The sequence below is a fragment of the Spirosoma pulveris genome, from assembly GCF_054781875.1.
This window is the reverse complement of the sequence record NZ_BAAGTO010000002.1, coordinates 740,301-767,185: the sequence shown is the minus strand read 5'-3', so window position 1 is coordinate 767,185 and position 26,885 is coordinate 740,301. Positions and strand designations below refer to the sequence as shown.

The window sequence follows — 26,885 nt, the reverse complement described above, 5'->3', positions numbered from 1 at the left end:
CAGACTAGGGTATGTAGAAATGCTCGTTAAAGGGCAACTCTGCACGTTTTGGATCTTCGTTATCACTGATAAAGGATGAAAAAGTGATAGTAAAGAGCGTCATTAACAGTACGGTCAAGCGTACTGAAAGGATATTTGTTAAATGGTCAAACATAGATGTGAGATTTTTTTGTGCCCAATTATAAAAATATATTTATTAAAAGTATGCAGATTAGTATAATAAATTTTATAAAATGTATAAATAAGACGACCGATCTCTTCCAGCAAACGCTCGATATAAAAACGGCCCCGCCCGGTGTGTACTTTGTAGAGGTCAGGATAGGGGAACAGGTGTTCCGAAGACGAATTGTGAAACAGTAATAGAAAGGGCCAAAGTCGCAGAATTTGACCCTTTCTATTATCCCATGAGTTAGACACCAAGCTGGGACAACCAGACCAAGGCAGTTTGTATTTTAGTAAGATGGACATACTTGCCTATTTATCCCATAGCAGTAAACAAGTAGCTACTTGCCAATAGTTATTATACTTTATATATAGATTTTGGGATTTTTATTGCTCTGCTTGATATTGCAATATATTGATTTGTACTTTTGTTGGTTTATGGACCTAATAGATCAACAAATGAGAAACTTTTTACTACTTCTGTTGGTAACCTGGTGTTGTCTGATAGCGACGAACGTCAGTGCTCAACAGGAACGGCAGGTGACCGGCAGGGTCACATCAGCCGAGGATGGTAACCCACTACCGGGGGTATCGATCGTTGCCAAAGGAACAACCCGTGGTACGCAGACGGATGCCGACGGGAACTACACACTCTCGGTGCCCGTCAACATTGGAACGCTGGTGTACAGCTTCGTCGGCGTAGTGACGCAGGAGGTGTCTATTGGAAATCGGGCAGTAATCAATGTTGCGTTGAGTAACGATACCCGTTCCCTCGATGAGGTAATCGTAACGGGATACGGTGCCCAGTCGAAGCGTAACCTGACTGGTAATATTGCCAAAGTAGGCGCCCGCGACATCGAAAATATTCCGGTACCGAGTGTTGAACAGGCCTTACAGGGTAAAGTCGCCGGGGTGCAGATTACCTCCCTCAACGGTAAAGTGGGGCAGGGGCTACAGATTCGGGTGCGGGGAACATCGTCGCTGACGGCCAGCAGCCAACCCTTGTATGTGATCGACGGTATTCCCCTTACCTCCTCCGATCAGTCGTCGACAACGGCCCCAACCAACCCCATCGCCGATTTGAACCCCAACGATATCGAGTCGCTGGAAATCCTGAAAGATGCCTCCTCGGCGGCTATCTACGGATCGCGGGCGTCGAATGGTGTGGTGCTGATTACGACCAAAAAAGGACGTGCGGCCAAAACAACTTTCGAAGCGTCGGCACAAATGGGAGCCAGCAACCCAACGCACCTGCGCCAGTGGCTCAATACCCAGCAGTATGTGGAATTATTGCAGGAAGCGCGGGTCAATACAGGCGCTACTTCGGCTACCTCGCTGGCCAACCGGTTTACGCGTTATGCCGCCGGTGATCCGGCAGGTTGGCAGGGAGAAAATCCAAAATACAATACCGACTGGCAGCAGGAAGCCTTCCAGAAAGCACCTTCGCAGCAGTATGACCTGAGCGCACGGGGGGGCGATGCCAAAACCCGGTTCTTTATTTCGGGTCAGTATTTCGATCAGAGCGGCATTATCATCAAAAACCGGTTCCGTCGGCTGAGTGGCCGGGTTAACCTCGACCATACTGCCACGGATAAACTGACGCTTGGGGTGAACTTCAACCTGTCGCATTCCATCAACGACCGGGTTTCGAACGACAACGCTTTCTCGACACCGATGCAGATTGTGGCCCTGTCGCCTATGACGCCGGTTGTCGACCCGCGTACCGGCCGGGTGAGTGGTGCTGATCCTGATCTTTACCCAAGTTTCCCGCTGTACTACAACCCGCTCATCAACCGCGATTTTGCCAACCTACAGGCGCGGGTGTACCGGATGATCGGGAATGTATATGCCGATTACAAACTGCTGCCCGGCCTGTCGTTCCGTACCGAGTTTGGTACCGATCTCCTGAGCCAGCAGGAAGAAGAATATTACGGCCGCGAAACGCGGGGCAATACAGGCGCACCCAATGGACTGGGGTCAAACACATTCCGCCAGGTGGCCAACTACACGACCAACAACTACTTTTCGTTTGGCCGGACGTTTGCCGAAAAGCATGATGTAGACGCTACGGTAGGTATGTCGTACCAGGAGTCGCGCAACAATTACAGCTCCGTAACGGGTCAGCAGTTTCCCAGCAGCGCCTACAAGCAAATCACATCGGCTGCCCGAATTACAGCGGGCGACGGGCAGGAAACCAGCTTTAGCTTTCTTTCTTACTTTGCCCGGGTCAACTACCGCTTCAATAACCGCTATTTACTGGGTGTATCGGGCCGGATTGATGGGTCGTCACGTTTCGGAACGAATAACCGATACGGTTTTTTTCCGGCGGCATCGGCAGGCTGGATTCTTACCGAAGAATCTTTCCTGAAAAATGTCAAAGCCCTGAGCCTGCTTAAACTGCGGGCCAGTTATGGTCTGACCGGTAATGCTGAAATTGGTAATTTCAGTTCACTGGCCCTGTACGCGGCCACGAACAATGCGGGTACATCGGCCGGGTACGCTGGTGTGCCGGGACAGGCTCCATCGCAGATACCAAACCCCGACCTGACGTGGGAGAAAACCTTACAGACCGATATTGGGCTGGAGTTCGGCTTCCTCAACAATCGCTTCTCCGGCGAAATCGACTATTACCAGAAGAACACGAGTGGTTTGCTGCTCAACGTAAACGTACCGGGCTCATCGGGCTTCCGGACGCAGTTGCGCAACGTGGGTAAGCTGGAAAATAAGGGCGTCGAATTTGTGTTCAACTCTAACAACTTTAACGGCCCCTTCAAGTGGACGACCTCGTTGAACCTCGCTTATAATAAAAACGTGATTACCGATCTGGGCGGTACGACCATTACGGGCAGCTTCCTGAACCGGGCGCAGGAAGGACAGCCGCTGGGCGTGTTTGTGGGGCCAGAATATGCCGGTGTCGATGTGCAGAATGGCGACGCACTATATTACCGGAACTCGACCAAAGCTGACGGTACCCTCGACCGGTCGACGACGAACAATTACAACGATGCGGCTTATGTACCCCTTGGAAACCCAGCGCCGAAGTTCATCGGAGGGATCACCAATACCTTCAGCTATGGCGGTATCGACCTGAGCGTGTTGTTCAACGGGCAGTTCGGTAACTACATCTACAATGGTGGGGGTAAATTTCAATCAGCCAATGGCGATTACTTTGATAACCAGTCCATTGATCAGCTTAACCGCTGGAAAAAGCCGGGTGATATTACCAACGTACCGCAGGCTCGTTTGCTGGGTGGTAACGGCACCGGGGAATCGTCGCGTTACCTGCAAAAAGGCGATTACGTTCGGTTGCGGACCATTACCCTGGGCTACACCCTACCCAAAGAACTGCTGACGCGTATTCACCTGAGCCGGGTTCGGATTTTTGCCACGGGACAGAACCTGCTGACATTCACGAAATACACGGGCTGGGACCCGGAAGTTAACTCGGATGCCTACACCGGTAATCCGGTTAACCTCGGCATTGATTTCTACTCGGCTCCACAGCCGCGCACAATCATCGGTGGTTTACAAATTGGCTTCTAAGCGACGAACACAACTTATGAAAACGAATAAATCAATACTACTGGCGTCGGCGCTGTCGGTTGGCCTATGGCTAACTTCCTGCAACCGCCAATTGGACATTAAGCCGCTCAACTCGGTTGCAACCAGCCAGGCGCTGACAACGGCCGATGACTTGAAAGCCCTGCTCGTTGGTGCCTACGATGGGTTGGGTGGTATTAACCTGTACGGCGGCAGTTTGCTCCGGGATGCCGAACTGCTGGGTACGGTACCCGGTACCGGCGACATTCTCTGGACAGGCACCTATGTAGGGCCGCAGCAGATTTATACCAAGAATATACTGGTCAACAACGATCAGGCCGACGTAACCTGGACGAACGGTTATCGTACGATCAACATCTGCAATACCGTTCTGGCCAATCTGAAGCTGGCCTCCACGACCGATCAGCCCCGGATTGAAGGTGAAGCAAAGTTCATTCGAGGTTCCGTGTATTTTGAACTGGTCCGGCTTTATGGTCGTGACTGGAGTGATGGCGACCCGAATGCCAACCTCGGTGTACCTATCGTAACGACCCCGACGGTCGATCTGGATGCCAATTCGAACGTGCCACGTAGTACGGTAGCGGCTGTATACACGCAGGCACTTGCCGATCTGACGGATGCCGAAGCTAAACTTCCGCTCGCCAATGGCTTCTTTGCTACAAAAGGAGCCGCCGGAGCGCAGTTGTCGCGGGTGTATCTGCAAAAAGCTGATTACACGAATGCGGCTAATGCAGCCAACCGGGTCATTACCAGCGGGCGCTATCAGTTAGTCGATATCGAAAGCGTTTTCGACACCCGGGAGTCCCAGAGCGGAATCAATACCGCCGAAACGATTTTCGCAGTTCAGCTGACCGACCAGGATGGAACCAATGACCTGAATACGTTCTATGGCTCCAGCGATGTGGGCGGTCGGGGTGATATTGAAGTTACTGAAACGTTCATTAATCAGTTTGAGCCAAACGACCTTCGGTCGCAGCTGTTCTACGACGATGGTGGCCCAATCCGGACGCTTAAATACGTGAATCAGTATGGTAACATTCAGGTACTGCGCCTGGCCGAAATGTACCTGACCCGCGCCGAAGCTAACTTCCGGATGGGCACAACGGTAGGCGATAGTCCGCTGAATGATATCAACGTGATTCGGGCCCGTGCCGGTGCAACTCCATTGACAACGGCCCAATTGACATTGGCGTCTATTCTGAAAGAACGTCGGCTCGAACTGGCGTTCGAAGGAACGTATATTCACGACCTCCGCCGGACCAAGACCAACGTGGGAACGTTGCCGTATAACTCACCCAAGCTAATCTTCCCGATTCCATTGCGGGAGATTACAACCAATCCGGCCCTGGTGCAGAATGCCGGTTACTAGAGGTTGATTGATCTAAATGAAACAAACAGGGCTGCCACGGTTTGAACCGTGGCAGCCCTGTTTGTTTCGGGTCCGTTGTCGAAAAGACGGAAAAAATAATCATATTGGTTTTGTTATGGCCAACACACTCGTTTCCCTGTTTCTTCACCTTGCCAGTTTCTTGTATGCACCAGCGGCACCGCAGCCAGTGCCTGCCTATACGTCCTGGATTGTGGGCGATACCGCCGATGTAAAGGCCCAGCCGGTAGGCGGTGTTGTGCTGGCGGGTGGCAGTACGGATATTGATGCCGCCATGCGCTGGTTTTTGCAGCGGTCGGGTGGGGGCGATGTGGTTATTCTCCGGTCGTCGGGCAAAGATGGGTACAACGATTACCTGTATCAAAAGGTAGGGGTAAACGTCAACTCGGTCGAGACAATCATGCTCGATAGCCGCCAATTGTCGACCAATGCAGACATTATCCGGAAAATACGGAATGCAGAGGGCATCTTCTTCGCTGGGGGTGACCAGGGTAATTATGTGAATTTCTGGCAGGGGACGCCCATTGCCGATGCCCTGAACGAGCGTATTCGGGCCGGTGCTGTGCTGGGCGGTACCAGTGCCGGTTGCGGTATTCTGGGGCAGGTCTATTTTACGGCTAAAGAAGGCACCATAACCTCCGCCGAAGCGTTGGCAAACCCGTACGACAAACGGGTCGATCTTCGCCGTGACGATTTTCTGAAACAACCCCTTCTCGCCAATACCATCACCGACATGCACTATGCCGCTCGCGACCGGCAAGGGCGGCATCTGGTGTTCATGGCCCGTGCTTTTCATGATTGGGAGCTTAAAACGCGTGGTATCGGGGTCGATGAGAAGACGGCCGTTTGTATCGCACCCGATGGTAACGCTATCGTTTTCGGAAAAGGAAACGCTTATTTCCTGAAATCAGGTCCGCGAAAACCCGAAATCTGTCTGGCCAACCAGCCCCTCACCTGGAGCCGAAAAGGGAAAGCCGTTTCGGTCACAACGGTTGCGGGGTCGGAAGCAGGAACGTCCGGATTTAATCTGATGACTTTTCAAGCCAACCCAAAACCCGAAACGGCCTACTGGTTTGTCGAGGCCGGGGTGAGGAAGTAAAAATCGAATCCAGTCCTGTACAAGTTTAACAAAACGATACGGTATGCAACCTCTTTCCGTGTACGCATTTTCCCCGATCACTCGGCTGTCTGTATCGGCCGTGCTCAGCCTGACACTATTCCTGGCAGGTGGTATGGCCGTGCTGGCGCAATCGCCACCTGATGCGGACATTTTTCTGGTTGATCTGATGCTGAAAAGCCAGCGCGTTCAGGTAGGGAAGCCGGTGAATATAACCCAGCGTAAGGGCTATGATAATCAGCCGTCGTTCACGCCCGATGGTAAGGGCATCCTGTACACGTCCATGCGCGAAGACGGACAAACCGACATTTATCGGTACGATCTTCAACAAAAGTCGACTACGCCATTAACCCGTACTACTGAAAGCGAATATTCCCCTATTGTTACACCCGACAAGGGGTATTTCTCGGTAATACGCGTGGAGAAAGATAAGACACAGCGCCTGTGGAAGTTTCCGATCGCGGGCACTGGTGAGCCAACGCTGGTGCTTCCAACCGTGAAGCCCGTCGGGTATCACTGCTGGCTTACTCCCGATCGGTTGGCCTTGTTTATTTTGGGAACACCGAATTCGCTTCAACTCGCACAGGTCAGTACGGGTGACACCCTGCGCGTTGAGGGCAATATTGGCCGGTGTATTCTGAAAATACCGGGTAAAAATGCTATCAGCTTCGTGCACAAACGCACCCCAACGGACTGGGATATAGAGCAGCTTGATCTGCAAACCCGCCAGATAACCACCCTTGGCCGAACCCTGCCGGGCAGCGAGGATTACGCCTGGACACCAGACGGCGCCCTGCTCATGTGCCAGGGAGCGATCCTCTATCAACTTAAACCCGAAACGGCTCAAAGCTGGACTCAACTCGCCGATTTCAGTACGGAGGGCATCCGGCAATTAACCCGAATGGCTATTGATATTGACGGTAAAAAACTGGCGTTGGTAGGTCAGTAGTACCGACCGTCGACGCGTTGACGGTCGGTACTACTGATTGCAATCAATACCCCGGATTCTGAACCAGGCTTTTATTAGTGTCGATTTCTCGTTGCGGAATCGGCAACACCAGGTTATTGGAATTGTAAGGAGCTGTTCCAACGGTACCTGCCGTGCGCTTGATGTCGGGGAGTTGCTGGCCTTCGAAGGCTAGCTCCAGACGGCGCTCCAGCAAGATAGCGGGCAGATCGACGGTCGTGAGCGGAGCTGCTTTGGCCCGGTTCCGAATCCGATTGACATCGTTCAGGGGGGTATCGCCAATGCTTGTCCCTAACCGGAAGTTGGCTTCGGCACGAACGAGGTACATTTCGGCCAGACGAACCACCGGCACATCGCCATAGCGGTCGTTAAACTTGCTGGTAAAGGTGTTCTGACCGGCGGTGTTGAAGAATGTGCCGCGTACATCGCCGGCTGCGTATAACTGCCGGAATTTGGTTTGTACCCGCACATCGCCACGCCCCTGATTCAGGGCCGACGCGTAGAACGTGTTCATATCGTTAGCCCCGTCCTGATCGGTAACGATAATCTTGAAGATAACTTCCGGGCCTTTGGTGGCATCGTTGAAGGCATCCGCAAAGTTAGGAAGCAGGCTGAAAGTGCCGGATGTAATGACCCGGTTGGCGGCATCGCGGGCGGCTGCGAAATTCTGCTGCTGCAGGTAGATACGAGCCAGCGTAGCCGCTGCGGCTCCCTTGGTGGCAGCGCCAAAACCAAGCACGCCGGTTTGCGTGGCGGGCAACAGGCTTTCGGCTTTCGTCAGGTCGTCGATTGCCTGAGCGTACACTTCGGCAACGGTATTCCGGGCTTTGTAGTCCGCATCCGTAACACTATTCGTTGGTGTCAGTACCAGCGGTACGCCGGGGTTGGCTGTGGGTGTGCCATCATTCCAGCTCTTACCGAAGGATTTTACCAGTTCGAAGTACAGTGCACCCCGTATGAACCGGGCCTGTCCTTCAAAATTATTCCGACTGCTCGTACCAACCTTGTCCAGAGAGGCCAGAATGTTGTTGGCCCGGTTAATGGTGCTGTACCCGTCCAGCCAGAAATCACGCGTGACGGTGTTGGAAGCCGTGACGGTTTTCCGCCAGATTTCGTCGATGGTAGCAAAGGTGCCGCCGAAAACAACATCGCGGTTGTCGCCCATCAAATCACCAATGTATTGAATGCCCCCGCCATAGAGATTGACATCACTCAGGCCGTCGTACGCACCCGTCAGGGTGATCTGTACATCCTGCTGCGTACTCAACGCCTGGCTGGCTTCGATGCTTTGCGTAGGTGTAACATTTAGTTTGTTATCGCAGGCCATAATCGAAAGACTAACGGCGCCTGCGTATAACCACTGTTTTATAGATGAATTCATAAGAGAGAATGCGTTTAAAATGTCTGTTGACTCACGTTGACATGCGTGTGTTTTAGAAACCAATGTTAATGCCGCCCGTAATGGTGCGGGCTTGGGGAGCCGTGTAGAAATCGTACCCCTGCGCAATGTTCGACACGATATAGTCGGCATTCACTTCGGGGTCCCAGCCGGCATACTTCGTAAACGTCAGCAGGTTTTGCCCCGTTACGAACAGACGAACGCTATTCATCTTCACGCGGCTGATGAGCGTTTTGGGCAGCGAGTACGACAGGGTAGCCGTACGCAGCCGAACGAATGAACCATCGAGAATGAAGCGGCTGGACGACTGGGCACCGTTGTTGTAGAACAAGCGGGCTTCCGGAACATCGGTATTGGGGTTTTCTTTTGTCCAGGCAGCGAGCTGATTGACGGTCTGGTTATCTTCAAAACGACCGTTGGCCGATGAGTAGCGCCCCACGCCGTAGAAGTTGATCTTGTTGCCAAATACACCGTTGAACAGTACGCTCAACGAGAAGCCCTTATAGCTGAAGGTGTTGGTAATGCCGCCCGTCCACTTCGGTAACGGACTACCCGCAACTACCCGCTGTGCCTGATTGTATGTTTTGGTGGTAGAACGATCAATGGTGCCGTCGGTATTGGTGGTGTTCTTGTACCACAGCGCATCACCGTTGGCCGGATCGACACCGGCGTATTCCTGCGTGAAGTAAACGCCCAGCGGCTGGCCTTCTACCGCCCGGCTCATGGCGTTGATACCACCTTCAATAATCTGCCCCTGCAAATTATTTATCTTGTTCTGGTTAGTGGCTGCATTGAAACTCGTGGTCCAGCGGAAAGCACCCGTCAGGTTTTCGGTATTGATAACGATCTCGACACCTTTGTTTTCGAGGCTACCCACGTTTCTGAACTGGGTGGCAAAGCCCGTCGTTCCCGGCACGTTTACGTTGAGCAGCAGGCCCGACGTTTGTTTGTTGTAATAGTCGATCTCGCCGTTGATGCGGTTGTTGAGAATGCCGAAGTCAATGCCAATGTCGAACTGGTTGGTGGTTTCCCACTTCAGATCGGGGTTGGCTAATTGCGATGGCCGCTGACCGGGCAGCGTACCGTAGCTGGCATCGCCGGTGAAGAGGCCCAATTGTGGGAAGTTCTGGATTTCGGCATTACCCGTCTGCCCATAGCTTGCGCGGAGCTTCAGGAAGCTGATCGCGGTTGTGTTCTTCATGAACCCTTCCTCACTCAGTACCCAGCCCGCCGAAACGGATGGGAAAAAGCCATAGCGGCTATTTTTACCGAAACGGGAAGAACCGTCTACCCGGGCACTTACACCCACCAGATACCGATCGGCAAACTTGTAATTGGCGCGGGCGAAGTACGACAGGAACCGGTAATCTGTTTGCGAAGAGCTACCATCCGTTTTGCGGGCTGCGCTGGCAATCATCCGGTAGGCATCAGACGGGAAATCCCGTCCTTCGGTATAGTTCGTTTTCTGCTGCGATTGCTGATACGACATCCCCACCGTGGCATCGAGGTTACTCCGGCCAAAAGCGGTAGAATAATTGAAGAAGTTATTCGTCGTATAGTTTTCTACCCGGGCAAAACGGTTCCGGCCCAAACCCAGCGGTGAGCCGAAGTTCCGTTGCGTTTTGCTGTTGTAATAAAGTTCTTCCTGCTGGTTCAGTACGTCGAGTCCAAACTCCGTCCGGAACGTAAGTCCTTTCATCATCTGCAACTGACCGAATACGTTGCTGATATTCCGGTAAACGGTGGTGTTGAAATAGGCATTGCCGATGTTGATAAGCGGGTTGTAATATACCGGAATGCTGATGTCGCCGGGAGGAGTGCCCACGGGCAGCCCCGTGGTGGCATCCGTAGCGGGTGTCATTGGCGGAAGAGCCACCATCTGCATGGGGTTGTCAAACTGGTTGTCGCCCGAAAGACGCTGGTTGAGCGTGCGGGTAAGTGCCATGTTAAAGCCTACCTTTACCCGGCTCGATACCTGATGGTCGACGTTCAAACGGCCCGAATAACGCTGTAAGGCGTTCCCGATCAGAATACCTTTCTGGTCCAGCAATTGTCCTGACAGATAGAAGGTCGTTTTTTCGTTACCACCGTTCAGGTTCAGGTCGTACTGTTGATACGGTGCATCCTGATACGCCAGATCACCCCATTTGGTACTGGCCTGATTCGCGGTGCCGTAGGTACCCAGGCCCTGCGTTACGTAGAAATCCTTCATGTACGTCGTGTAGGAGTCCGGGTCGTCTGCAGCCAGACCTTCGATACGGTCGGAGTTGGCGGCTGCTTGGTTGTAGAACTTCACGTACTGTTCGGTATTCAGAAACTCCAGTTTGCGGGTGGGCTTGCTTGAGCCGTACTGAGCACCGAAGTTAACGTTCGTCCGCCCGGCTTTTCCGCGTTTGGTGGTAATCAGAACGACGCCGTTGGCTGCACGAGCGCCGTAGATCGCACCGGCTGATGCATCTTTTAAAATATCGACCGACTCAATATCCTGTGGATTAATATCCGCCAGTGGGTTAGTCGATGCGCTACTGATGCTGAGGTTATCCGTCGTGACGGGAATACCGTCAATGATATAAAGCGGTTGATTGGATGCCGATACCGACGATTGACCCCGCACCCGCACCTGTATGCCCTGACCCAGTTTGCCGGAGCCGGAGTTGATTTGAACACCAGCCGCTTTGCCCTGTAATGCCTGATCGAAGGTCGTTACGGGCTGATCCTGAATATCGGCAGCTCTGACTTTGGCAATGTTGCCGGTTAAGTCCCGCTTAATCTGCTGACCATAACCTGTTACAACAACCTCGCTCAGGTTGCGCACGTCGGTTTTGAGCTGGATATTGATTTCTGACCGATTCGCCACTTTTTCTTCCTGCGTGGTGAAACCAATGAAGCTGAACACGATTACCGCATTATTACCGGCATTGATGCGGTAATTGCCGGAGGCATCGGTCAATGTTCCCTGGGTAGTTCCTTTGACACTCACCGATACGCCGGGTAGCGGACTACCTTCGTCTGATGATGTTACTTTACCTGAAATAGTCTGACCCTGGGCGTAACCCGCCCATACGGTTATCAAAATCAGGAAACTAGTATGTAGCAATTTCCTCATAGTAGTATGTTGAGAATGGTTTATAATGAATGACAAAATTACAATTAATCAACCACTATTAAAAAGTAGTTAATCAAGACAAATTTTGATTAGCTATTTTTATGCAATAGAAAAACTTAATTATACGATTTTATCAGGTAGAATATTCTACTAAGGCTATCAATGTTATATTAATTGAAATTAGTATATATATAGGATGATATTACTATTTTCACATTTAGTCTATTGTTTAACTAGTTTGTTGTTTGGTATTTTTCTTAGGGTTCAGAAGTCGTTTTTGGCATCGGCGCGATCGATTGCTACGGGCAAAACTTGACTGTTGTGCTACCTGTTGGTTAGGGGAACTTAGCCCCTTGAATTTTATAAAAGGTAGGTTAAACTCTGGAACAGCAGCCATTGTCTAAGTGTTAAACACTACACGCTTATCCGGACGTTATAGTTGGGATAAGCGGTTGCTAAACTGTGTTTTGCCTTTGTTGACTGGGTCATTACCTAACTAGCCACGGATTACTAACAAAGTAGGTTCGTAAACACAAACTCAATGAAATCCAGACTTTTCACAATCCTTTACCTGTTGGTTGCCACTGCTGCGCAGGCACAGGTTCAGTTTACGACTGAAAATCCTCGTGTTGATGATATCAATGATACCGACGTTAGTATTCAGCGTGTTGAACTGACGGCTCAGTATACCATCATCTACATGAAATTTCAGGCCCGAAAATCGGGCTTTAATGGCCGGTCGTTCCCGTTTGATATTCCCATGCCGAATAGCCGGGGAGGGGGGCAGATGGAGTCAACAAGTAATATTGGTTTTCAACCCGGTTCCCGGTTGTACGTAAATCAGGGCGAACGGTCGTACAAACTGATTCGGGCTGAGAATATACCCGCCGAGACTCGTCGGCAGGTTCGGCCAGGGGAGCGGGTCGACTTTATTGCTTATTTTGAACGGATTGAGCCGGGATACACCACGTTTGACCTCTTCGAGTGCAGAGACAGCAAAAATTACATTTGCTTCAATTTCTGGGGTGTTCACATTATAAACCCACCGAAGGATAGTTACTCCCAGCGCAAGGCGCCCGTTCGGCCCCGCCCGCAGCCACCCCGCCAGGCTCCTCGCCCGCAGCCGGAGCCGCCAACCGAGCAGCGTCCGTCTGATAATACGCCCGTTCCGGTTCAGCCGCAGGTAGTGCCTGCCCCGACAGGGGTAGCCATCAACGGCATTACCCGCGATGCAAAGACGAAGCAGCCCATTGGCGCAACAGTAACGTACCGCCTGATATCAGGTGCCGAAACATCGGGCGACGAACCGGCCGACTCGATACAAAGTGGTAGCTTAACGGGTAAATACCGGATCGATATTGACCGTCGGGGCGTTTATGCCGTTACAGCATCGGCGAAAGGCTACTTCAGTCAGAGTGATACGCTGGTAACGAACCGGGTCGATGTGGCCCGCGATTTCAACCTGGTGCCCATTGAGGCCGGGGCGAAAATTACGCTGAAGAATATCTATTTCAGTGTCTCCAGGTACGACCTGAAACCGGAGTCATTTCCGGAACTCGACCGTCTGGTAACCATGATGCGGTCGAATCCAACGATGCAGATCCGGCTCGAAGGGCATACCGATACCGTTGGTGAGTTCGATGCCAATGTCGAGCTATCCCGCAATCGGGTCAACGAGGTAAAACGATATCTGGTCGATAAAGGAATTAGTACCAGCCGCATTGAAACCGTTGGGTATGGACCCTCAAGGCCTATCAATACCAACAAAAGCCTGAAGGAGCGTCCCGAAAACCGGCGCGTCGAACTGGTGATCGTGAAGGTTTAAAGCCGCTTTATATAAAAGGCGCAAAGGTGTCGCAGAGAACGCAAAAAAAAGGTTGCGGATTTCACGACATCTTTGCGCCTTTGTGGTTAAGCATAGATGAAACCTGACTTCGACCTGAACGTTGTTTTAGCGCATATTGAAACGGCCATTCGTCCTTATCCGAAAGCGGCTATGTTCGATTTGTTCGAGCGGGGGTACAACACCTTATTCGAGCAACTGATTTCGTGCATCGTATCCATTCGAACGCTCGATGAAACAACCATTCCGGTGTCCCTGCGGCTGTTTGAGCGTGCCCGTACCCCTGAGCAACTCCTCGCCCTCGACGTACCAACGCTGACGGAACTGTTGTACGGCACCACGTATCCTGACCAGAAAGCGTACACGATGCTGGGCATTGCCGAGCGCATTGTCAACGAATTTAATGGCAAGTTGCCGGCTGATTATGCCACGCTGACGTCATTGAAAGGCGTTGGTCCCAAGTGCGCCAACCTGGCGCTGGGCGTAGCAACGGGACAAGCCGCTATTAGTGTAGATGTTCACGTGCATCGGGTGGTGAATCGTTGGGGGTATGTTCACACCAAACAGCCTGAACAAACGCTGAAGGTACTGGAAACACAGGTGCCGAATGAACAATGGGTGAACATTAACCGGTTGCTGATGCCCTTCGGGAAACACATTTGCACGGGTACATTACCACATTGCTCAACATGCCCCGTTTTGCCCTGGTGCGAGCAGGTAGGGGTAGACCGGCATCGGTGATATCAATCTTCCGTCATGGCTTCTTTCAGACTGGCCAGCGTACTTCGGCAAGACTTATCGATTTGCTGATACAGATTGGTTTGATCGTCAACGATCTGCTGGAGCAGTTCACGGTTTTTAAGCGACTTGTCAGCGGCTGTGGTCATCTCCTCGACCGTTGAACTGGCCGCCCGAACGGGTTGCGTACGACCGCCATCGTCGATAATCAGGTCGGTTAACGTAGCCCGGTAGCGACCAAATTTTGTCTCGATGGTCAGCGTATACCGGACAGATCGCTTGCCAATCGCATAAAATGTTCTAACAAACAGAATGTTATGTTCCTGGTCGAACTGCTGCTCGGCTTCGCTGGCTTGCGGATAATACTGGCTGGCCCAGGCCCGAACCTGCTCCATAAGCTGGCGGGCGGGCCGTTTACTATCCGGCACCCGTACAAGGTCCTGATACTGAACTTGCCCCAACTCATTGGTTGGCAGCTGAACCTGCGCGACAGAAAAGAGAGGTAAGAATAGAAAGAAGAATAGGGCGTATTTCATGCTGAGCTAACGTTGTATTCACGGTACCGAACCAACAGGACCGTTTGTACGTCAACACGAAGATAAAGCCTGCCGGGGAAAAGTAGTGAATAAGTGGACTAGTTGATGGGTAAAGCTGTACGTGACTGATACCGGAAATGCCCGCGTTTCAACCACGTACAGCTTTATCCATTAACACCCATCAACCAATTACACCCATGCGTCTTCCAGTGTTTCCTGGGCTTTGCGGGCTGACTCCTTTATTGAATTGCCGACGTACTTTGACGATTTTTTAGCCGAATTGAGGGCTTTTCCGGCTCTGTATCGGTACACGGCCTGCTCAACGGGGGTGCTCCGGCGGTAAGCCAGATATAGTCCCGCTATAACACCCGCTGCTACCCCGATACCCATGGCCAGACTGGTTAGCTGGCTTTTCTGGTCTTCCGACTCATCTTTAGGCATCATGTCTTTGCGGGCGTTGGCGGCAACGAATGGGTCTGGCAACACATGGGCCATCGCTACTTTTGCTTTGTTCTTCCAGCCAGCTACTACATGATCTTTACCCTTCATAAGAGCATCGTAGCCTTCTTTGGCTACATCGGCGGGATTGGCAGTTTTAGATGGGTCAGCCCCTTTAACATGGGCGGCTCCGGCTTTATTGAAAAAGTCGGTGTTGGTAGCGCCCGGCATCAGTACCGTAACGGTAATGTTCGTGTCGATTAACTCGTTACGAATGGCTTCCGAGAATGACTTGATAAAGGCTTTGGTAGCTCCGTAAACTGCCATCATCGGATTCGGGCTTACCGATACCTCCGAGCCAAGCATCAGGATTTTGCCCTCGTTGCGGGCTACCATATCTTTAAGGTATAACTTCGTTAGGTGCATGAGCGACACGGCATTGATCTGTACAATGTCCAGTTCTTTCTGCAGATTCGTTTCGGTAGCGAATTTGCCGTATTCGCCCATACCTGCATCGTTGACGAGGATGTCTACCATGATGCCCTGTTGCTGGGTTTGCTCATAAATGGCGTCGGCAGCTTTGGGATCGGCCAGATCCTGAGTGATGGTTATGGCTTTAATGCCAAACTGCTGCTCGTACTCATCCGCAATAAGGCGGAGGCTATCGCCCGAACGGGCTACCAGAACAAGGTTATAGCCGTCTTTGGCAAAAAGGTTGGTGAGTTCACGCCCAATGCCGCTTGTAGCGCCTGTTATCAGGGCTGTTTTCCCGGTTGTGTTTTCCATCGTTGAGTTATTTAGTTTACTAATAAACGGGTAATCGGGTGTAGCCTGGACGGTCAAATCCGGGCTGTATCGAACTGTCTACGGCATATCGTCGGGCCTGGTCAACAAGCCAACTGCCACACCGAATGCACCAATGGCGAGGAAGGTATTCCGGGCGCGTTTGTGTTTCGAAAAACCAAGGAGCCAGGGAGCCGCCAGTGAAAATGCACTCACGGCAGCGTCGGCCGCCAGATGCGCTTTGAACGGTATAACTTTCCAGAGCCCCAGTTCATAGCGGGTCAGCAGGCTGGTAGCCAGAACGCCCCCGCTGATGATTCTGGCTAATCGAGTGGCCGTCGGCTCATCGTCAAAACCTGCTAGAGCTGGTGCCGCAGCAACCAGCGGAACGTATCCATAGTCGGCAAGGCCGTGTTGTTTACGCGAAATTGGCTGTTCCATTGTTTTGTTGAGTTAGGGTATGCCTTGATATGAAACGTACGTATCAAGGCTTCAACACAACTTTGGTGCAATCGTCCTGTTTCTTCTTAAATATATCGTAGGCTTTTGAGGCATCGGCCAGCGGAAGCGTATGCGAGATGATATCGTCAAGGACTACTTTGCCCTCCACAACGAGGTCCAGCAGGTGGCTCATGTTCTTGTGGACGAATGACTGCCCGAAGCGAACCGTAATGCCCTTGTCGAACATACGGCCAATGGAAATATTATCGAAGGGCGTACCATACACCCCAACCACCGATACAATACCACCCCGCCGAACGGCCTGAAAACACAGTTCCAGCACTTTGGGTGTCCCTTTCTCGAAGTTAATAACGGCTTTGGCTTTTTCCAGCAGCGACCGGTCGGCTTCCATTCCCACGGCATCCACACAAAGGTCGGCACCACGGCCGTTGGTCATTTGGCGAATGGCTTCAATAACATCGACCTCATCGGGGTTGAGCGTTTCTACATTGTTGACGCGCCGGGCTTTCTCCAGGCGATAGTTTACCGGGTCGATGGCAATGACACGGGCGGCACCCTGTATCCAGGCCGACTTTTGCGCCATAAGCCCCACCGGCCCTGATCCGAAAATAGCGACGGTTTCGCCACCCTTCAGCTCACCCCACTCAATGGCGCTCCAGCCGGTTGGAAAAATATCAGTCAGGAACAGAACCTGTTCATCTTTGAGCGATTCGGGAACCGTGTGGAGTCCGTAGTCGGCATAAGGCACCCTGACGTATTCTGCCTGTCCGCCGTTGTAGCCCCCGTAGAGATCAGTATAGCCAAATAGACCGCCCCCTTTTTCGGTGAGTAAGCCGCCATCGGGACCGTAGTGCTCGGGGTTGGAGTTTTCGCAGTGCATTTGCAGATTCTTCTGGCAGAAATAGCACTTGCCGCAGGCAACCGTAAACGGCACCACAACCCGGTCGCCTTTTTTGAGGTTCGTTACTTCGGAGCCCACATCTTCCACGATGCCCATGAATTCATGGCCGAGGACTTCATTCTTGAGTTGGGGAATAAACCCGTCGTAGATGTGCAGGTCGGACCCGCAGATGGCTGTCGACGTGACCCGGATAATGGCATCCCGCGACTGTTCGATGCGTGGATCATCGACGGTGTCGACCTGAATGTCGCCAATTTTGTGAAATACGGCTGCTTTCATTTGTATCTGTTGAGTAAGTAGTAGATGCCGGTAACCGGTTTCGATAAAGAACTAAAGTCTATAGATTTAGTTTTGTTAATTTGTTCCGGAGTTACCAGACAGGTTTTGCCGGGCAAAACCTGTCTGGCAAGGGACTTTCAGGTAGGGGAGTCGGGCAGCACTAGTCGCAACGAATAGCATCTGCAGATGCCCTGACTGGTTTTCTTTCGGTATTATTTACTTATGTTTATTTGTAAAGTATAGGCTATATTACAAAGCCAAAAGCACAACGTTATGTCATTGAAATCGGAGGAAGACCTGATGGGTATGCAGCAGATCAGCCATATTGTTGGCTCCACCCTTAAGCGCATGCAGGAATATGCCCGGCCGGGTATGTCGACGTTTGAGCTGGACCAATACGGGCGACAACTGCTGGAGCTACACGGTGCCCGATCGGCTCCTAAACTCACCTATGGTTTTCCGGGCTGGACCTGTATCAGTTTAAATGAAGAAGTCTGTCACGGCATTCCATCGGTAAAACGGCTGCTCAAAGAAGGGGATTTGATTAACATTGATGTGTCTGCTGAACTGAATGGCTATTGGTCAGACAACGGTGGGTCGTTCGTTTTAGGGCAGGATATTCATCAGCATAGTGACTTGGTAGAGGCCTCGAAGCGAATTCTGGCCAAAGCCATCAGTCATATCCGGGGCGGGGTGCAACTCGCCGAAATTGGCCGTTTAATTGAAACGGAAGCCCGGCGAAGCGGCTACCGCGTTATCAAAAATCTGGCTGGGCACGGAATCGGCCGGAGCTTACACGAAGAACCGCACGAGATTCTTTGCTATTATGATCGGTCCAACAAAACGCGTTTCAGAAAGAATTCTGTTGTGGCTATCGAAACGTTTTTATCCACCAAAGCCACCTATGCCCAGGAAAAAGGGGATGGATGGACATTGATCGCCAGGGATAGTTTTGCGGTGCAGCATGAGCAGACAATTGTCGTTACCGATAAGGAGCCAATCGTCCTGACTGCTGCCAACCAATTGTGGGGGTAGCCTCTCGAAGCTCCGACCTTTATCTGAGGTAAATCAAAATCGATTTTACCTCGATTACTCCTGCTATCCAGTTGGTTTTTAGTCGTCTACTGTTTGATCAACCTGCCTGGGTGAAGGTCAGGTAACTTCCCCACATGTCTTACCGCTATGGTGGTCCTATTTTAGATATTTCTCGATCGTTTGCCGGATGAGCTGACGACTGGCGGCTGAGTTATACGTTGATTTCTGTGTCGTGGCAGCCAGTTCGTCCAGTTCCCGGCCGAGTACCTGCCCTTTAACCTGCCCCTTTAGCGCTACGGTACTTCGGTTAGCCAGTACCTCGCTCCAAACGTTTCGCACATCGGCCCAGTAGGCCCGGTTTTTCGCCCACCATGCTTTTGCGGCCTGACATTTAGCGGCATCGGTGCGCTGGTAGGTATTCAACCCCTTCTCGGACGCCAGCAACTGATCACCCGCTTCGGAACGAATGACTTTATCATTGTCCTGCTCGTGGATATAGCCGTCCGGACGAATTTCGTGGTGATTGGTTCGACGCATCACATTGTAATCGGTCCGTTTGGTGTATTCACGGCGGGGGAGGGGCGCATCGACCGTGCTCTCCCAATAGGTGCGTCCATCGACATGCACCCAGGTGGCCGAGCCTTCGTATCGAGGGCTGTCATCGACTTCAAAGACTTTCTGCGTCCACTGTCCTTTTACCTGTTCGGGAGTTAGCTTCACCCGTTTCCAGGTCGCGCTCTGGTCGAACTTGAGCAGACTGGTATTCTGAAATTCCCAGTCCTCGCGCCAGTGTTTAATGACCATCGAATCGCCTACGACCAGTAAATGCTGAATGACCAGCCTGGTTGGCCGATTTGCCGGGCCGACTTCTTCATCGACAAACACCAGTTCGGTGCCTTTGGCCGTATAACGATCTTTAAAGACATAACCTTTGTTCGGGGCAAAGGTCTCGGCGTATAAGAAGCTAACATCATGACAGCCACATTGTCCTTTGATCGCGGCAATGTCTTCTGCTTTCGGACTCTGTTGAGCATGAAGCAGACCCGTTGTCATTAAAAAGAGGGGTAGTAGAAACGAGGAGCGCATAGATACAGGAAACAAATAGTGGTGTAATAATGGAACAAACGTATAGCTTATTTAGAATCTTTACAAATTATTTTCTGATTTGTTTGGACAGATTCTAAATAGCGCATACGTTTGTGGAATCAATTCAGCCGATGCCAGCCGAGTGACTCTGCACTGCGAGGCTTTACCAACGTTACCATGCCTTTGTTTATACTCCTTACCTTATCGCTTATACAACCGGGGCCAAAAGACACCCTCAAAACCCGATCAATCGATGAGGTTGTGGTTACGGCAACGCGTACTGAACGACCGATGGGGGCGCTGCCCTTGCCGGTTACGGTGATTAGCGGGAAGCAGATTCAGCAGATGGGCAGCCTTCGACTCAACGATGTGTTACGGGAACAGACGGGGCTTGCCGTAGTAACGGATCACGGACAAGGGATTCAAGTACAGGGCTTCGGACCCGATTATACCCTGATTCTAGTCGATGGTGAACCCATTGTGGGCCGGACGGCGGGTACGCTTGATCTGGCGCGTCTGGCCGTTGGTAATATCAAACAGATAGAAGTAGTCAAAGGGCCATCCTCAAGTTTATACGGCTCCGAAGCACTGGCGGGCGTGGTGAATATTATTACGCAAACGCCCGGCGAAACAAACACACAGACAAAAGGCAGTTTGTCGGCCCGCTATGGAGCGAACAAAACCAGCGATTTCTCGGGCGATATTACAAAGCAATGGACTGTTGGTCAGGCCGGTAAGCTGGGCGTTTATGCGTTTGGTAATCGCTATCAGTCGGCAGGGTATTCGCTAATTAAGGAGAACCAGACCGTAGCCCCGTTTACCAACTATACGGGTAACGGTCGGCTGACGTATACCCTTTCTGCCCGGATAAAACTGGCCGTATCGGGTCGTTTTTTTACAGAGAATCAGGATAATTCATTCATTGTCAGTCCGGATTTACAGGTGACTGGACCCGGTACGGTGCGCGATTATTTCCTGAACCCGGTGCTCACCCATCAGCTGTCACCGGGCTGGAAAATGACTTACCGATTTTATCGAACCGGGTATTTCACCGAGACGAATCTGCGCTACAAAGCTACGCAGGAAACCTATGATGCCAGCTTTTTCCGACAGTCGTTCAGCCGTCCGGAAATTGTAGCCGAGCGAATCTTCAACCCGAAAAACATACTAACCGCCGGCGCAGGCTTCATTGCCGAAACTGTTGAAGCAACCCGCTATACCGACCGGAAGCAGTTCAACACCACTTATGGTTTCGCGCAGTACGAATGGATGCCGACACTGCACTGGACGGTCATTGCCGGTGGCCGTTACGATGCCCATAGCCAGTATGCCAGTCAGTTCAGTCCCAAGCTATCGGCGCGTTATGCGCTGAGTCCGGTAGTGGCGCTACGGGGCAGCATAGGTGTTGGGTTCAAAGCCCCTGATTTTCGGCAATTGTACCTCAACTTCGACAATGCTGTAGCGGGATATAGTGTCTTCGGTACGCAGGAAGCCGCTGCCGGAATCGCCCGCCTAACGCAGCAGGGGCAGATTGCAGCGGTTATACTTGACCCCGCTCGCCTATCGGCTATTCGTGCCGAACGTTCGGTGGCGTACAACCTGGGCGCACACCTTAAATCGCCGGTGCTGCCCCTTACGGTAAGTGTGAACCTGTTCCGCAACGACGTTCGTGATCTGATCGAAACGCAGGTGATTGCCCGCAAAACGAATGGCCAGAATGTTTTCAGCTACAACAACCTGAACCGGGTATTTACGCAGGGCGCCGAACTGGAAAGCAGCTGGCGGTGGGCCGTTGGTACCCGCTACCTGACTCTGAGTGGCGGCTATCAGTATCTCGTTGCCAAAGACAAAGCGGTTGTAGACGGTATTAAGGCCGGAACGGTGTACCGGCGTAACCCCGAAACGCTGGCGAGTGAACGGGTAAAGTCGGCCGAATACGGTGGTCTGTTCAATCGCTCCCGACACATGGCGAACGCCAAGCTATTTTACGAACAGCGCGAAAAAGGCCTATCCGCTTCATTTCGAGCTATTTACCGGGGGCGGTATGGCTTTGCCGATCGTGATGGCAACCTGATTCTGGATTCCGATGCCGAGTATGTGCGGGGCTATATGCTCTACAACCTGTCGGCGGCCAAAACATGGAAGTCGATGACGCTGCAAGCCGGTGTCGACAACCTGACGGGCTATACCGATCCGTCCTATATTCCTAATCTGGCGGGTCGACTCTGGTACACAAGTCTGCGGTGGGCCTGGAAATCCTGATTTACCTTTTAACGCTACTGTAAACCTCAAACGCTCAATGATTATGAACGGGCAATGCCACCTTTTATCGGATTCAGCCCACGGGCGTATCACCCTGTACGACCGGCTGACGTCCGGCCCTGCCGCCCCGGTTTCACCTCCGGGTCAGGATGAGTACAACATAACACTGGAGTTTAATAACATCACCCAGTGGCTGTGTTACGAGGATTTTCTGGCACTGGAGTGGAACGTGCGCAGCATCGATACATCGGCCTTTTTCGAAGCGCATCCGTACGAAGAACGAATCCACCTAAGTACCCCATCGCGTTTTCTGACATTCAGCTTTCGGGTTCATGAACTGCTCGAACTACGAAAAATGCTGAGTAAGGCCGTAGCCCGGCTGCATTGGTTCGAGGTACTTCGAAACGCCCGGAACTAACTCCACTCTGTTATGAACGTCCTCGTCTTTCGAACCAACATCAACACCGATGAACGGGTGCATCGGGCGGCCTGCCGCCTGTGCAAGCTCCGGGCCATCTGCCGCTGGAGCATTGACCTGGAAGACTGTGTGCTCCGGGTCGAATCCGAATCACTCACCGAAACAGATGTCATTCGCCTGCTAGCGAAGGCCGGATTGCACTGTGATGTTTTGACTTAACACCTACTAACAACCAACTCAATCAATTATGCGTATTTACCATGTACTACTGGCGGTTTGCCTGGGTCCCGCTTTTGTTTCCTGCAACAGTGATGACAATCAGGCCACTGTGCAACCTTTGGCCGCCACGACCGTCAGGGATTTAGCCGCCGATCCAACCAGCATGACATCGACCAGCGGCCAGCAGCCGATTGCCGCAACGGGGAAATTCACGCTGTTTAGTTTTAAAGAAAACAAGCAGATTGCCAACACCGATTCCGCAACGAACAAATGGGATGTTGGCTTTCGGGGAACAATGATTATTGTAAACGGTGGTGCGATTCGTACCGGACAGGGGGGCGCTTACGTGCACACGGGAACATTTGACGAAACGACTACGGTGCCCGCGATGGCTACGTTTGCACAGGACCAGAGCGCTACGCAACTGGCTATTACGGCAAGTTCGGGTAAAGGCTGGTACAACTATGAACCAACGACGAATATCATTTCGTCCATACCCGGAAAAGTGCTGATCATTCGTACGGGTGATGGGAAATACGCCAAAATGGAAATACTGAGCTACTATCAGGGAGCGCCAACAACGCCAACATCGGCTAATGTAGCCCGGTATTATACGTTTCGGTACCTGTATCAACCGGAAGGAAGCCAGGTTTTGAAGTAAAAGAGCCGGGTCAGATAAACGCCATATCTCTAAAATATGGCGTTTATCTGACCCGGCTCTTTTACTTCAGTCTTATTTACTCAAAAGGGTTGCCATCGTAGGTAACGCTGGCGAGTTTTTTATCGAGGTAATAAACCTGATCGGATGGAATCTGGTCGATGAGTTCGAGGCAGCGACGGGCAATGTATTCTTCTTCCATCTGCTCTTTCACGTACCATTTCAGCAGCTCTTCCGTTGCGTAGTCCCCTTCCCGACGGCAGATGCCAATGATCCGGTTAATGGAGTCCGTTACAGCAATCTCCTGATCCAGCGCACCTTCAAACACCGAACGAAGCGTATCGAATTCCTGACTGACGGCTGGAATCTCGGGCGAAAAAGCCGTGCCACCCTGGTCGCAGAGATAATGAAAGAGCTTCATGCCGTGCTTCCGCTCCTCTTCCGACTGGTTGTAGAAGAAGCCCGCGCAATGATCGAGACCATTACGGTCGCACCAGCCAGCCATAGCCAGGTATTTCGACGATGAAATCATTTCCATCTGTATCTGCTGGTTCAATGCCAGCTCAACGCTTTCCTTCACGGAACTGCGTAATCGTGCCAAGTCTTTCATGACGAGTGACCGTTTGCGGTGAGAAGTTTATGTAACAAAACAACGAAAAAAAACCGACTGTTGTTAAGCAGCCGGTTTAATTATAGAAAACCTAAAATTAACACTATAGAAATTTATCAGGCTACAGAACAGCCACATTCGCGCAACATGGTATTCAGATCCAGCATGAGCTGGGTACCCGCAAGCAGCTCCCGCAGGTGGACAACTTCACAAAGCGTAAGCACATAACACCGTTCAGAGCGGGGTAGCGCCAGGATCTCAACATCATCGGCTGCGGCTGTGCTTAACGCCATCTGCCGGATATCGACTGTTTCAACCATGCGTCGAAACTGCGCAAAGTCACGCGCTGATAGATAGGTATGGGTGTCCCAAAATTCCAGTACCAATCGATTGCTTGCATCGCACTGATAAACAGCCCCTTTGTCGGTTCGAAATACTTCCTGCAATGTTGTCGTTACGTCCTTACTCACTGTTGTTGTATATGAATGAACAAAGATACAACGCGCAATTTAGTTTAGATAGTTTCTAAACAACATTTTTTAGTTCAGGAGTGGTCCTTACTTAGGCAAAGGCATATCCTGCAAATCTTCGTCCGTCAGCTTGATGGTAGCCGCCTTAACATTTTCCTCCAGGTGTTTTACAGATGAAGTTCCGGCTATGGGCAACATGACAGGCGACGCAGCCAGTAACCAGGCCAAAGCAATCTGGTAATCAGTAGCCCCGTGGCGTTCCGCTACCTTTTTAATTGCGTTCTCGGCTGCTACATCACCGGCGTTCAATGGGTACCAGGGGATAAAAGCAATGTTGTTTTGCTCACAGTATTTCAGCACGTCGTTCCAGCGTTGCTGACCGAAGTTGTACATGTTCTGTACCGACACAACCTCGAAGTATTGTTTGGCTTCTTCAATTTGATCCACACTAACCTCCGACAGGCCAATATGCCGGATTTTACCCTGCTGCTGGGCTTCTTTCAAAAAGCCGAGGAATTCTTTCGAGGGTACTTTGTCATCGAACCGGTGAAGCTGGTACAAGTCGATCCGGTCTAGTTTCAGGCGTTTAAGGCTGCCATTAAGGGCTTCTTCAAGGTGTTTACGGCTTCCATCAACCGGCCACTGGTTAGGGCCTGTGCGAAGCAAACCGCCTTTGGTGCCAATAACCAGTCCATCCGGGTAGGGGTGAAGCGCTTCAGCAATGAGCTCTTCCGACACGTGCGGGCCGTAGCTGTCGGCGGTGTCGATAAAGTTGATGCCGAGTTCGAGTGTACGCTTCAGTACCCGAATACACTCGTCATGGTCTTTGGGCGGTCCCCAGATACCGTCACCCGTGATGCGCATGGCCCCGTAAGCCATTCTGTTTACGGTCAAATCTCCGCCAATGGTAATTGTACCTGCCTGTACAGCGGGTTGTTGATCAGTTGCTTGCATGATTGTTTCTTGTTGTTGACTAGTCAGCCAGGACACAGATTCCTGGTTATTGTATAGTAACTAACAGAAACATGTTTTGGATAAGTTGCAGGATCAAGTTTTTATGACTTACCGCTTCTCAATACCGTCCAGCACGCGCCGGATTACGTTGGCCCGCTGCATGAAATCGAGGGAGTTTTTTACGTCCTGATCGTCGATGATCTGCTTGAATTGCTGCAAAAAGTCGATGTAATCGGCCAGGGCTTGCGACACGTTCTGCCGGTTCTGGTCGAAGATGGGTGCCCACATGGCGGGAGAGCTTTTGGCCAGCCGCACCGTGGAACTGAAACCGGTACTGGCCATGTCGAAGATGGCCTGCTCGTCTTTTTCTTTTTCCAGCACCGTCAGGCCAAGGGCAAATGCGCTCACATGACTCAGATGGGACACGTAGGCGAGGTGCAAATCATGCTCCTGCGGATTCATGTAAAACAACTTCATGCCCACATCCCGAAATAAGCTTTCAGCCAGGGTCAGGCTGTCGGGATGGCTTTTCTCCCGGTCGCAGATGATGAGGTTTTTACCGACCAGCAGTTCTTTAAAGGCAGCCCCCGGCCCCGAGTTTTCGGTACCGGCCATGGGGTGAGCAGCAACGAACTGCGCCCGTTTGGAATGGGCGTCAGCCACGTCGCAGATGAGCCCTTTGGTAGAACCCAGATCCAGGACGGTTGCCCCCGCTGGCAGGTGGTCGAGGACGGTGGGCAGCATGTCGATGATGACATTGACGGGTGTCGCCAGCACCACCAGTGTACTCTGGGCAATGGCGTCAGGTAAGGGGAGCACGTCGTCTACAATGCCTTTTGCCATCGCCAATTGGCCATTTACGGCCGATGTGTCGACGCCGATGAACCGCATCTTCGGGTATTTCTCTCGCACGGCCAACGCAAACGAGCCGCCGAGTAAGCCTATTCCAATGATGGTAACTGTCATGAACCGGGATTTAACAGATTTTGGGATGAAACAGATTTTGTCGTCCCGTTTTACGCTTTTCTGTATATCGCTACTTTCTATTGAAGCGACGAAAATGCGGATTTAAGACACGCTTAAACTCAAGACTAGATGCGCCAAAATTAATCAGTAAACCGATTTCGAGATTATAAGCTTCTAGATAGTTAATAGCTTGAGCTAAATGCACTTCTTCTAATTTAATAATGGCTTTTAGCTCAACCATTACCTTCTCCTCGATCAAAAAGTCTGCGCGACGTGTACCCATCAGCATACTTTTGTAGAAGATAGGCATATCGACTTCTCTCGCAAACCCAATGGTGTGTTGCTCTAATTCAAACGCCAATGCTCGCTGGTAAATAACCTCCTGAAAGCCATTTCCTAATACGCGGTGAACTTCCATCGAGCAACCAATGATACGGTGAGTCAGGTCGCCATATTTGTAATCATGCTGCATAGTTACGGTAGTTAAGCAAACCGCATAATTACCAATAATCTATTGAAAAATAACTT

The 26,885-nt window shown here is 51.5% G+C and carries 24 protein-coding genes; 12 read left to right on the top strand and 12 right to left on the bottom strand.

What is annotated here, in order from left to right; all coding sequences use genetic code 11:
• The first annotated feature begins 204 nt into the window (after positions 1-204).
• The 5 genes from ACYVJM_RS11345 to ACYVJM_RS11325 all read left to right on the top strand — a co-directional run bounded on the left by ACYVJM_RS11345 (position 205) and on the right by ACYVJM_RS11325 (position 7,176).
• Positions 205-360: a T9SS type A sorting domain-containing protein gene (locus ACYVJM_RS11345; RefSeq protein WP_461148338.1), complete on the top strand. Its 156-nt coding sequence runs from the start codon at positions 205-207 to the stop codon at positions 358-360.
• Between the two features lie 261 nt (positions 361-621).
• A complete protein-coding gene (locus tag ACYVJM_RS11340) occupies positions 622-3,705 on the top strand; it encodes a SusC/RagA family TonB-linked outer membrane protein (RefSeq protein WP_461148337.1) in 3,084 nt (1,027 codons plus the stop codon).
• Between the two features lie 16 nt (positions 3,706-3,721).
• Positions 3,722-5,092: a RagB/SusD family nutrient uptake outer membrane protein gene (locus ACYVJM_RS11335; protein ID WP_461148336.1), complete on the top strand. Its 1,371-nt coding sequence runs from the start codon at positions 3,722-3,724 to the stop codon at positions 5,090-5,092.
• 115 nt (positions 5,093-5,207) lie between these two features.
• The gene (locus ACYVJM_RS11330) at positions 5,208-6,209 is read left to right on the top strand and encodes a cyanophycinase (protein WP_461148335.1); all 1,002 of its coding nucleotides are present in this window, start codon (positions 5,208-5,210) and stop codon (positions 6,207-6,209) included.
• 43 nt (positions 6,210-6,252) lie between these two features.
• Positions 6,253-7,176: a TolB family protein gene (locus ACYVJM_RS11325; RefSeq protein ID WP_461148334.1), complete on the top strand. Its 924-nt coding sequence runs from the start codon at positions 6,253-6,255 to the stop codon at positions 7,174-7,176.
• 43 nt (positions 7,177-7,219) lie between these two features.
• Here ACYVJM_RS11325 and ACYVJM_RS11320 read toward each other — a convergent pair whose 3' ends face one another.
• Positions 7,220-8,575 carry a RagB/SusD family nutrient uptake outer membrane protein gene (locus tag ACYVJM_RS11320; RefSeq protein WP_461148333.1) on the bottom strand — a complete coding sequence of 452 codons (1,356 nt, stop codon included), beginning with the start codon at positions 8,573-8,575 and terminating at the stop codon, positions 7,220-7,222.
• A gap of 52 nt (positions 8,576-8,627) precedes the next feature.
• Positions 8,628-11,699: a SusC/RagA family TonB-linked outer membrane protein gene (locus ACYVJM_RS11315; protein ID WP_461148332.1), complete on the bottom strand. Its 3,072-nt coding sequence runs from the start codon at positions 11,697-11,699 to the stop codon at positions 8,628-8,630.
• A gap of 541 nt (positions 11,700-12,240) precedes the next feature.
• Here ACYVJM_RS11315 and ACYVJM_RS11310 point away from each other — a divergent pair.
• Positions 12,241-13,524: an OmpA family protein gene (locus tag ACYVJM_RS11310; protein WP_461148331.1), complete on the top strand. Its 1,284-nt coding sequence runs from the start codon at positions 12,241-12,243 to the stop codon at positions 13,522-13,524.
• Between the two features lie 96 nt (positions 13,525-13,620).
• Positions 13,621-14,283, top strand: coding sequence for an endonuclease III domain-containing protein (locus ACYVJM_RS11305; RefSeq protein ID WP_461148330.1), 663 nt, complete (start codon positions 13,621-13,623; stop codon positions 14,281-14,283).
• A gap of 2 nt (positions 14,284-14,285) precedes the next feature.
• Here the strand turns inward: ACYVJM_RS11305 and ACYVJM_RS11300 are convergent, their stop codons facing one another.
• From ACYVJM_RS11300 to ACYVJM_RS11285, 4 genes are all read right to left on the bottom strand, one after another.
• A complete protein-coding gene (locus tag ACYVJM_RS11300; RefSeq protein WP_461148329.1) occupies positions 14,286-14,816 on the bottom strand; it encodes a hypothetical protein in 531 nt (176 codons plus the stop codon).
• Between the two features lie 189 nt (positions 14,817-15,005).
• On the bottom strand, positions 15,006-16,040 hold the full coding sequence (locus ACYVJM_RS11295; protein ID WP_461148328.1) for an SDR family NAD(P)-dependent oxidoreductase: 1,035 nt from the start codon (positions 16,038-16,040) through the stop codon (positions 15,006-15,008).
• 78 nt (positions 16,041-16,118) lie between these two features.
• Positions 16,119-16,478 (bottom strand): SPW repeat domain-containing protein, encoded by a 360-nt coding sequence (locus tag ACYVJM_RS11290; protein ID WP_461148327.1) that lies wholly within the window; start codon positions 16,476-16,478, stop codon positions 16,119-16,121.
• Between the two features lie 43 nt (positions 16,479-16,521).
• Positions 16,522-17,679, bottom strand: a complete 1,158-nt coding sequence (locus ACYVJM_RS11285; RefSeq protein WP_461148326.1) for a zinc-dependent alcohol dehydrogenase — start codon at positions 17,677-17,679, stop codon at positions 16,522-16,524.
• Positions 17,680-17,952: 273 nt separating this feature from the next.
• On the opposite strand from ACYVJM_RS11285, the gene map reads away from it, so the two are divergent.
• Positions 17,953-18,714 (top strand): type I methionyl aminopeptidase, encoded by a 762-nt coding sequence (gene map, locus ACYVJM_RS11280; RefSeq protein ID WP_461148325.1) that lies wholly within the window; start codon positions 17,953-17,955, stop codon positions 18,712-18,714.
• Between the two features lie 156 nt (positions 18,715-18,870).
• Here map and ACYVJM_RS11275 read toward each other — a convergent pair whose 3' ends face one another.
• Positions 18,871-19,800 carry a DUF6607 family protein gene (locus tag ACYVJM_RS11275; RefSeq protein ID WP_461148324.1) on the bottom strand — a complete coding sequence of 310 codons (930 nt, stop codon included), beginning with the start codon at positions 19,798-19,800 and terminating at the stop codon, positions 18,871-18,873.
• A gap of 177 nt (positions 19,801-19,977) precedes the next feature.
• On the opposite strand from ACYVJM_RS11275, the gene ACYVJM_RS11270 reads away from it, so the two are divergent.
• The 4 genes from ACYVJM_RS11270 to ACYVJM_RS11255 are packed head-to-tail and all read left to right on the top strand — an operon-like array spanning position 19,978 to position 23,360.
• Positions 19,978-22,062, top strand: coding sequence for a TonB-dependent receptor plug domain-containing protein (locus ACYVJM_RS11270; RefSeq protein ID WP_461148323.1), 2,085 nt, complete (start codon positions 19,978-19,980; stop codon positions 22,060-22,062).
• A 43-nt stretch (positions 22,063-22,105) separates the two neighbouring features.
• Positions 22,106-22,480, top strand: a complete 375-nt coding sequence (locus ACYVJM_RS11265) for a hypothetical protein (RefSeq protein ID WP_461148322.1) — start codon at positions 22,106-22,108, stop codon at positions 22,478-22,480.
• Positions 22,481-22,492: 12 nt separating this feature from the next.
• A complete protein-coding gene (locus ACYVJM_RS11260; RefSeq protein ID WP_461148321.1) occupies positions 22,493-22,699 on the top strand; it encodes a hypothetical protein in 207 nt (68 codons plus the stop codon).
• A 28-nt stretch (positions 22,700-22,727) separates the two neighbouring features.
• Complete coding sequence (locus ACYVJM_RS11255; RefSeq protein WP_461148320.1) at positions 22,728-23,360, top strand: HmuY family protein; 633 nt, start codon at positions 22,728-22,730, stop codon at positions 23,358-23,360.
• Between the two features lie 76 nt (positions 23,361-23,436).
• Here the strand turns inward: ACYVJM_RS11255 and ACYVJM_RS11250 are convergent, their stop codons facing one another.
• The 5 genes from ACYVJM_RS11250 to ACYVJM_RS11230 all read right to left on the bottom strand — a co-directional run bounded on the left by ACYVJM_RS11250 (position 23,437) and on the right by ACYVJM_RS11230 (position 26,829).
• The gene (locus ACYVJM_RS11250; protein ID WP_012930978.1) at positions 23,437-23,967 is read right to left on the bottom strand and encodes a ferritin; all 531 of its coding nucleotides are present in this window, start codon (positions 23,965-23,967) and stop codon (positions 23,437-23,439) included.
• Between the two features lie 116 nt (positions 23,968-24,083).
• The gene (locus ACYVJM_RS11245) at positions 24,084-24,437 is read right to left on the bottom strand and encodes a hypothetical protein (protein ID WP_461148319.1); all 354 of its coding nucleotides are present in this window, start codon (positions 24,435-24,437) and stop codon (positions 24,084-24,086) included.
• Positions 24,438-24,524: 87 nt separating this feature from the next.
• Positions 24,525-25,391 carry an aldo/keto reductase gene (locus ACYVJM_RS11240; RefSeq protein ID WP_461148318.1) on the bottom strand — a complete coding sequence of 289 codons (867 nt, stop codon included), beginning with the start codon at positions 25,389-25,391 and terminating at the stop codon, positions 24,525-24,527.
• Between the two features lie 108 nt (positions 25,392-25,499).
• Positions 25,500-26,357 carry a prephenate dehydrogenase gene (locus ACYVJM_RS11235; protein ID WP_461148317.1) on the bottom strand — a complete coding sequence of 286 codons (858 nt, stop codon included), beginning with the start codon at positions 26,355-26,357 and terminating at the stop codon, positions 25,500-25,502.
• A 70-nt stretch (positions 26,358-26,427) separates the two neighbouring features.
• Positions 26,428-26,829, bottom strand: coding sequence for a GxxExxY protein (locus ACYVJM_RS11230; protein ID WP_461148316.1), 402 nt, complete (start codon positions 26,827-26,829; stop codon positions 26,428-26,430).
• Positions 26,830-26,885 lie beyond the last annotated feature (56 nt).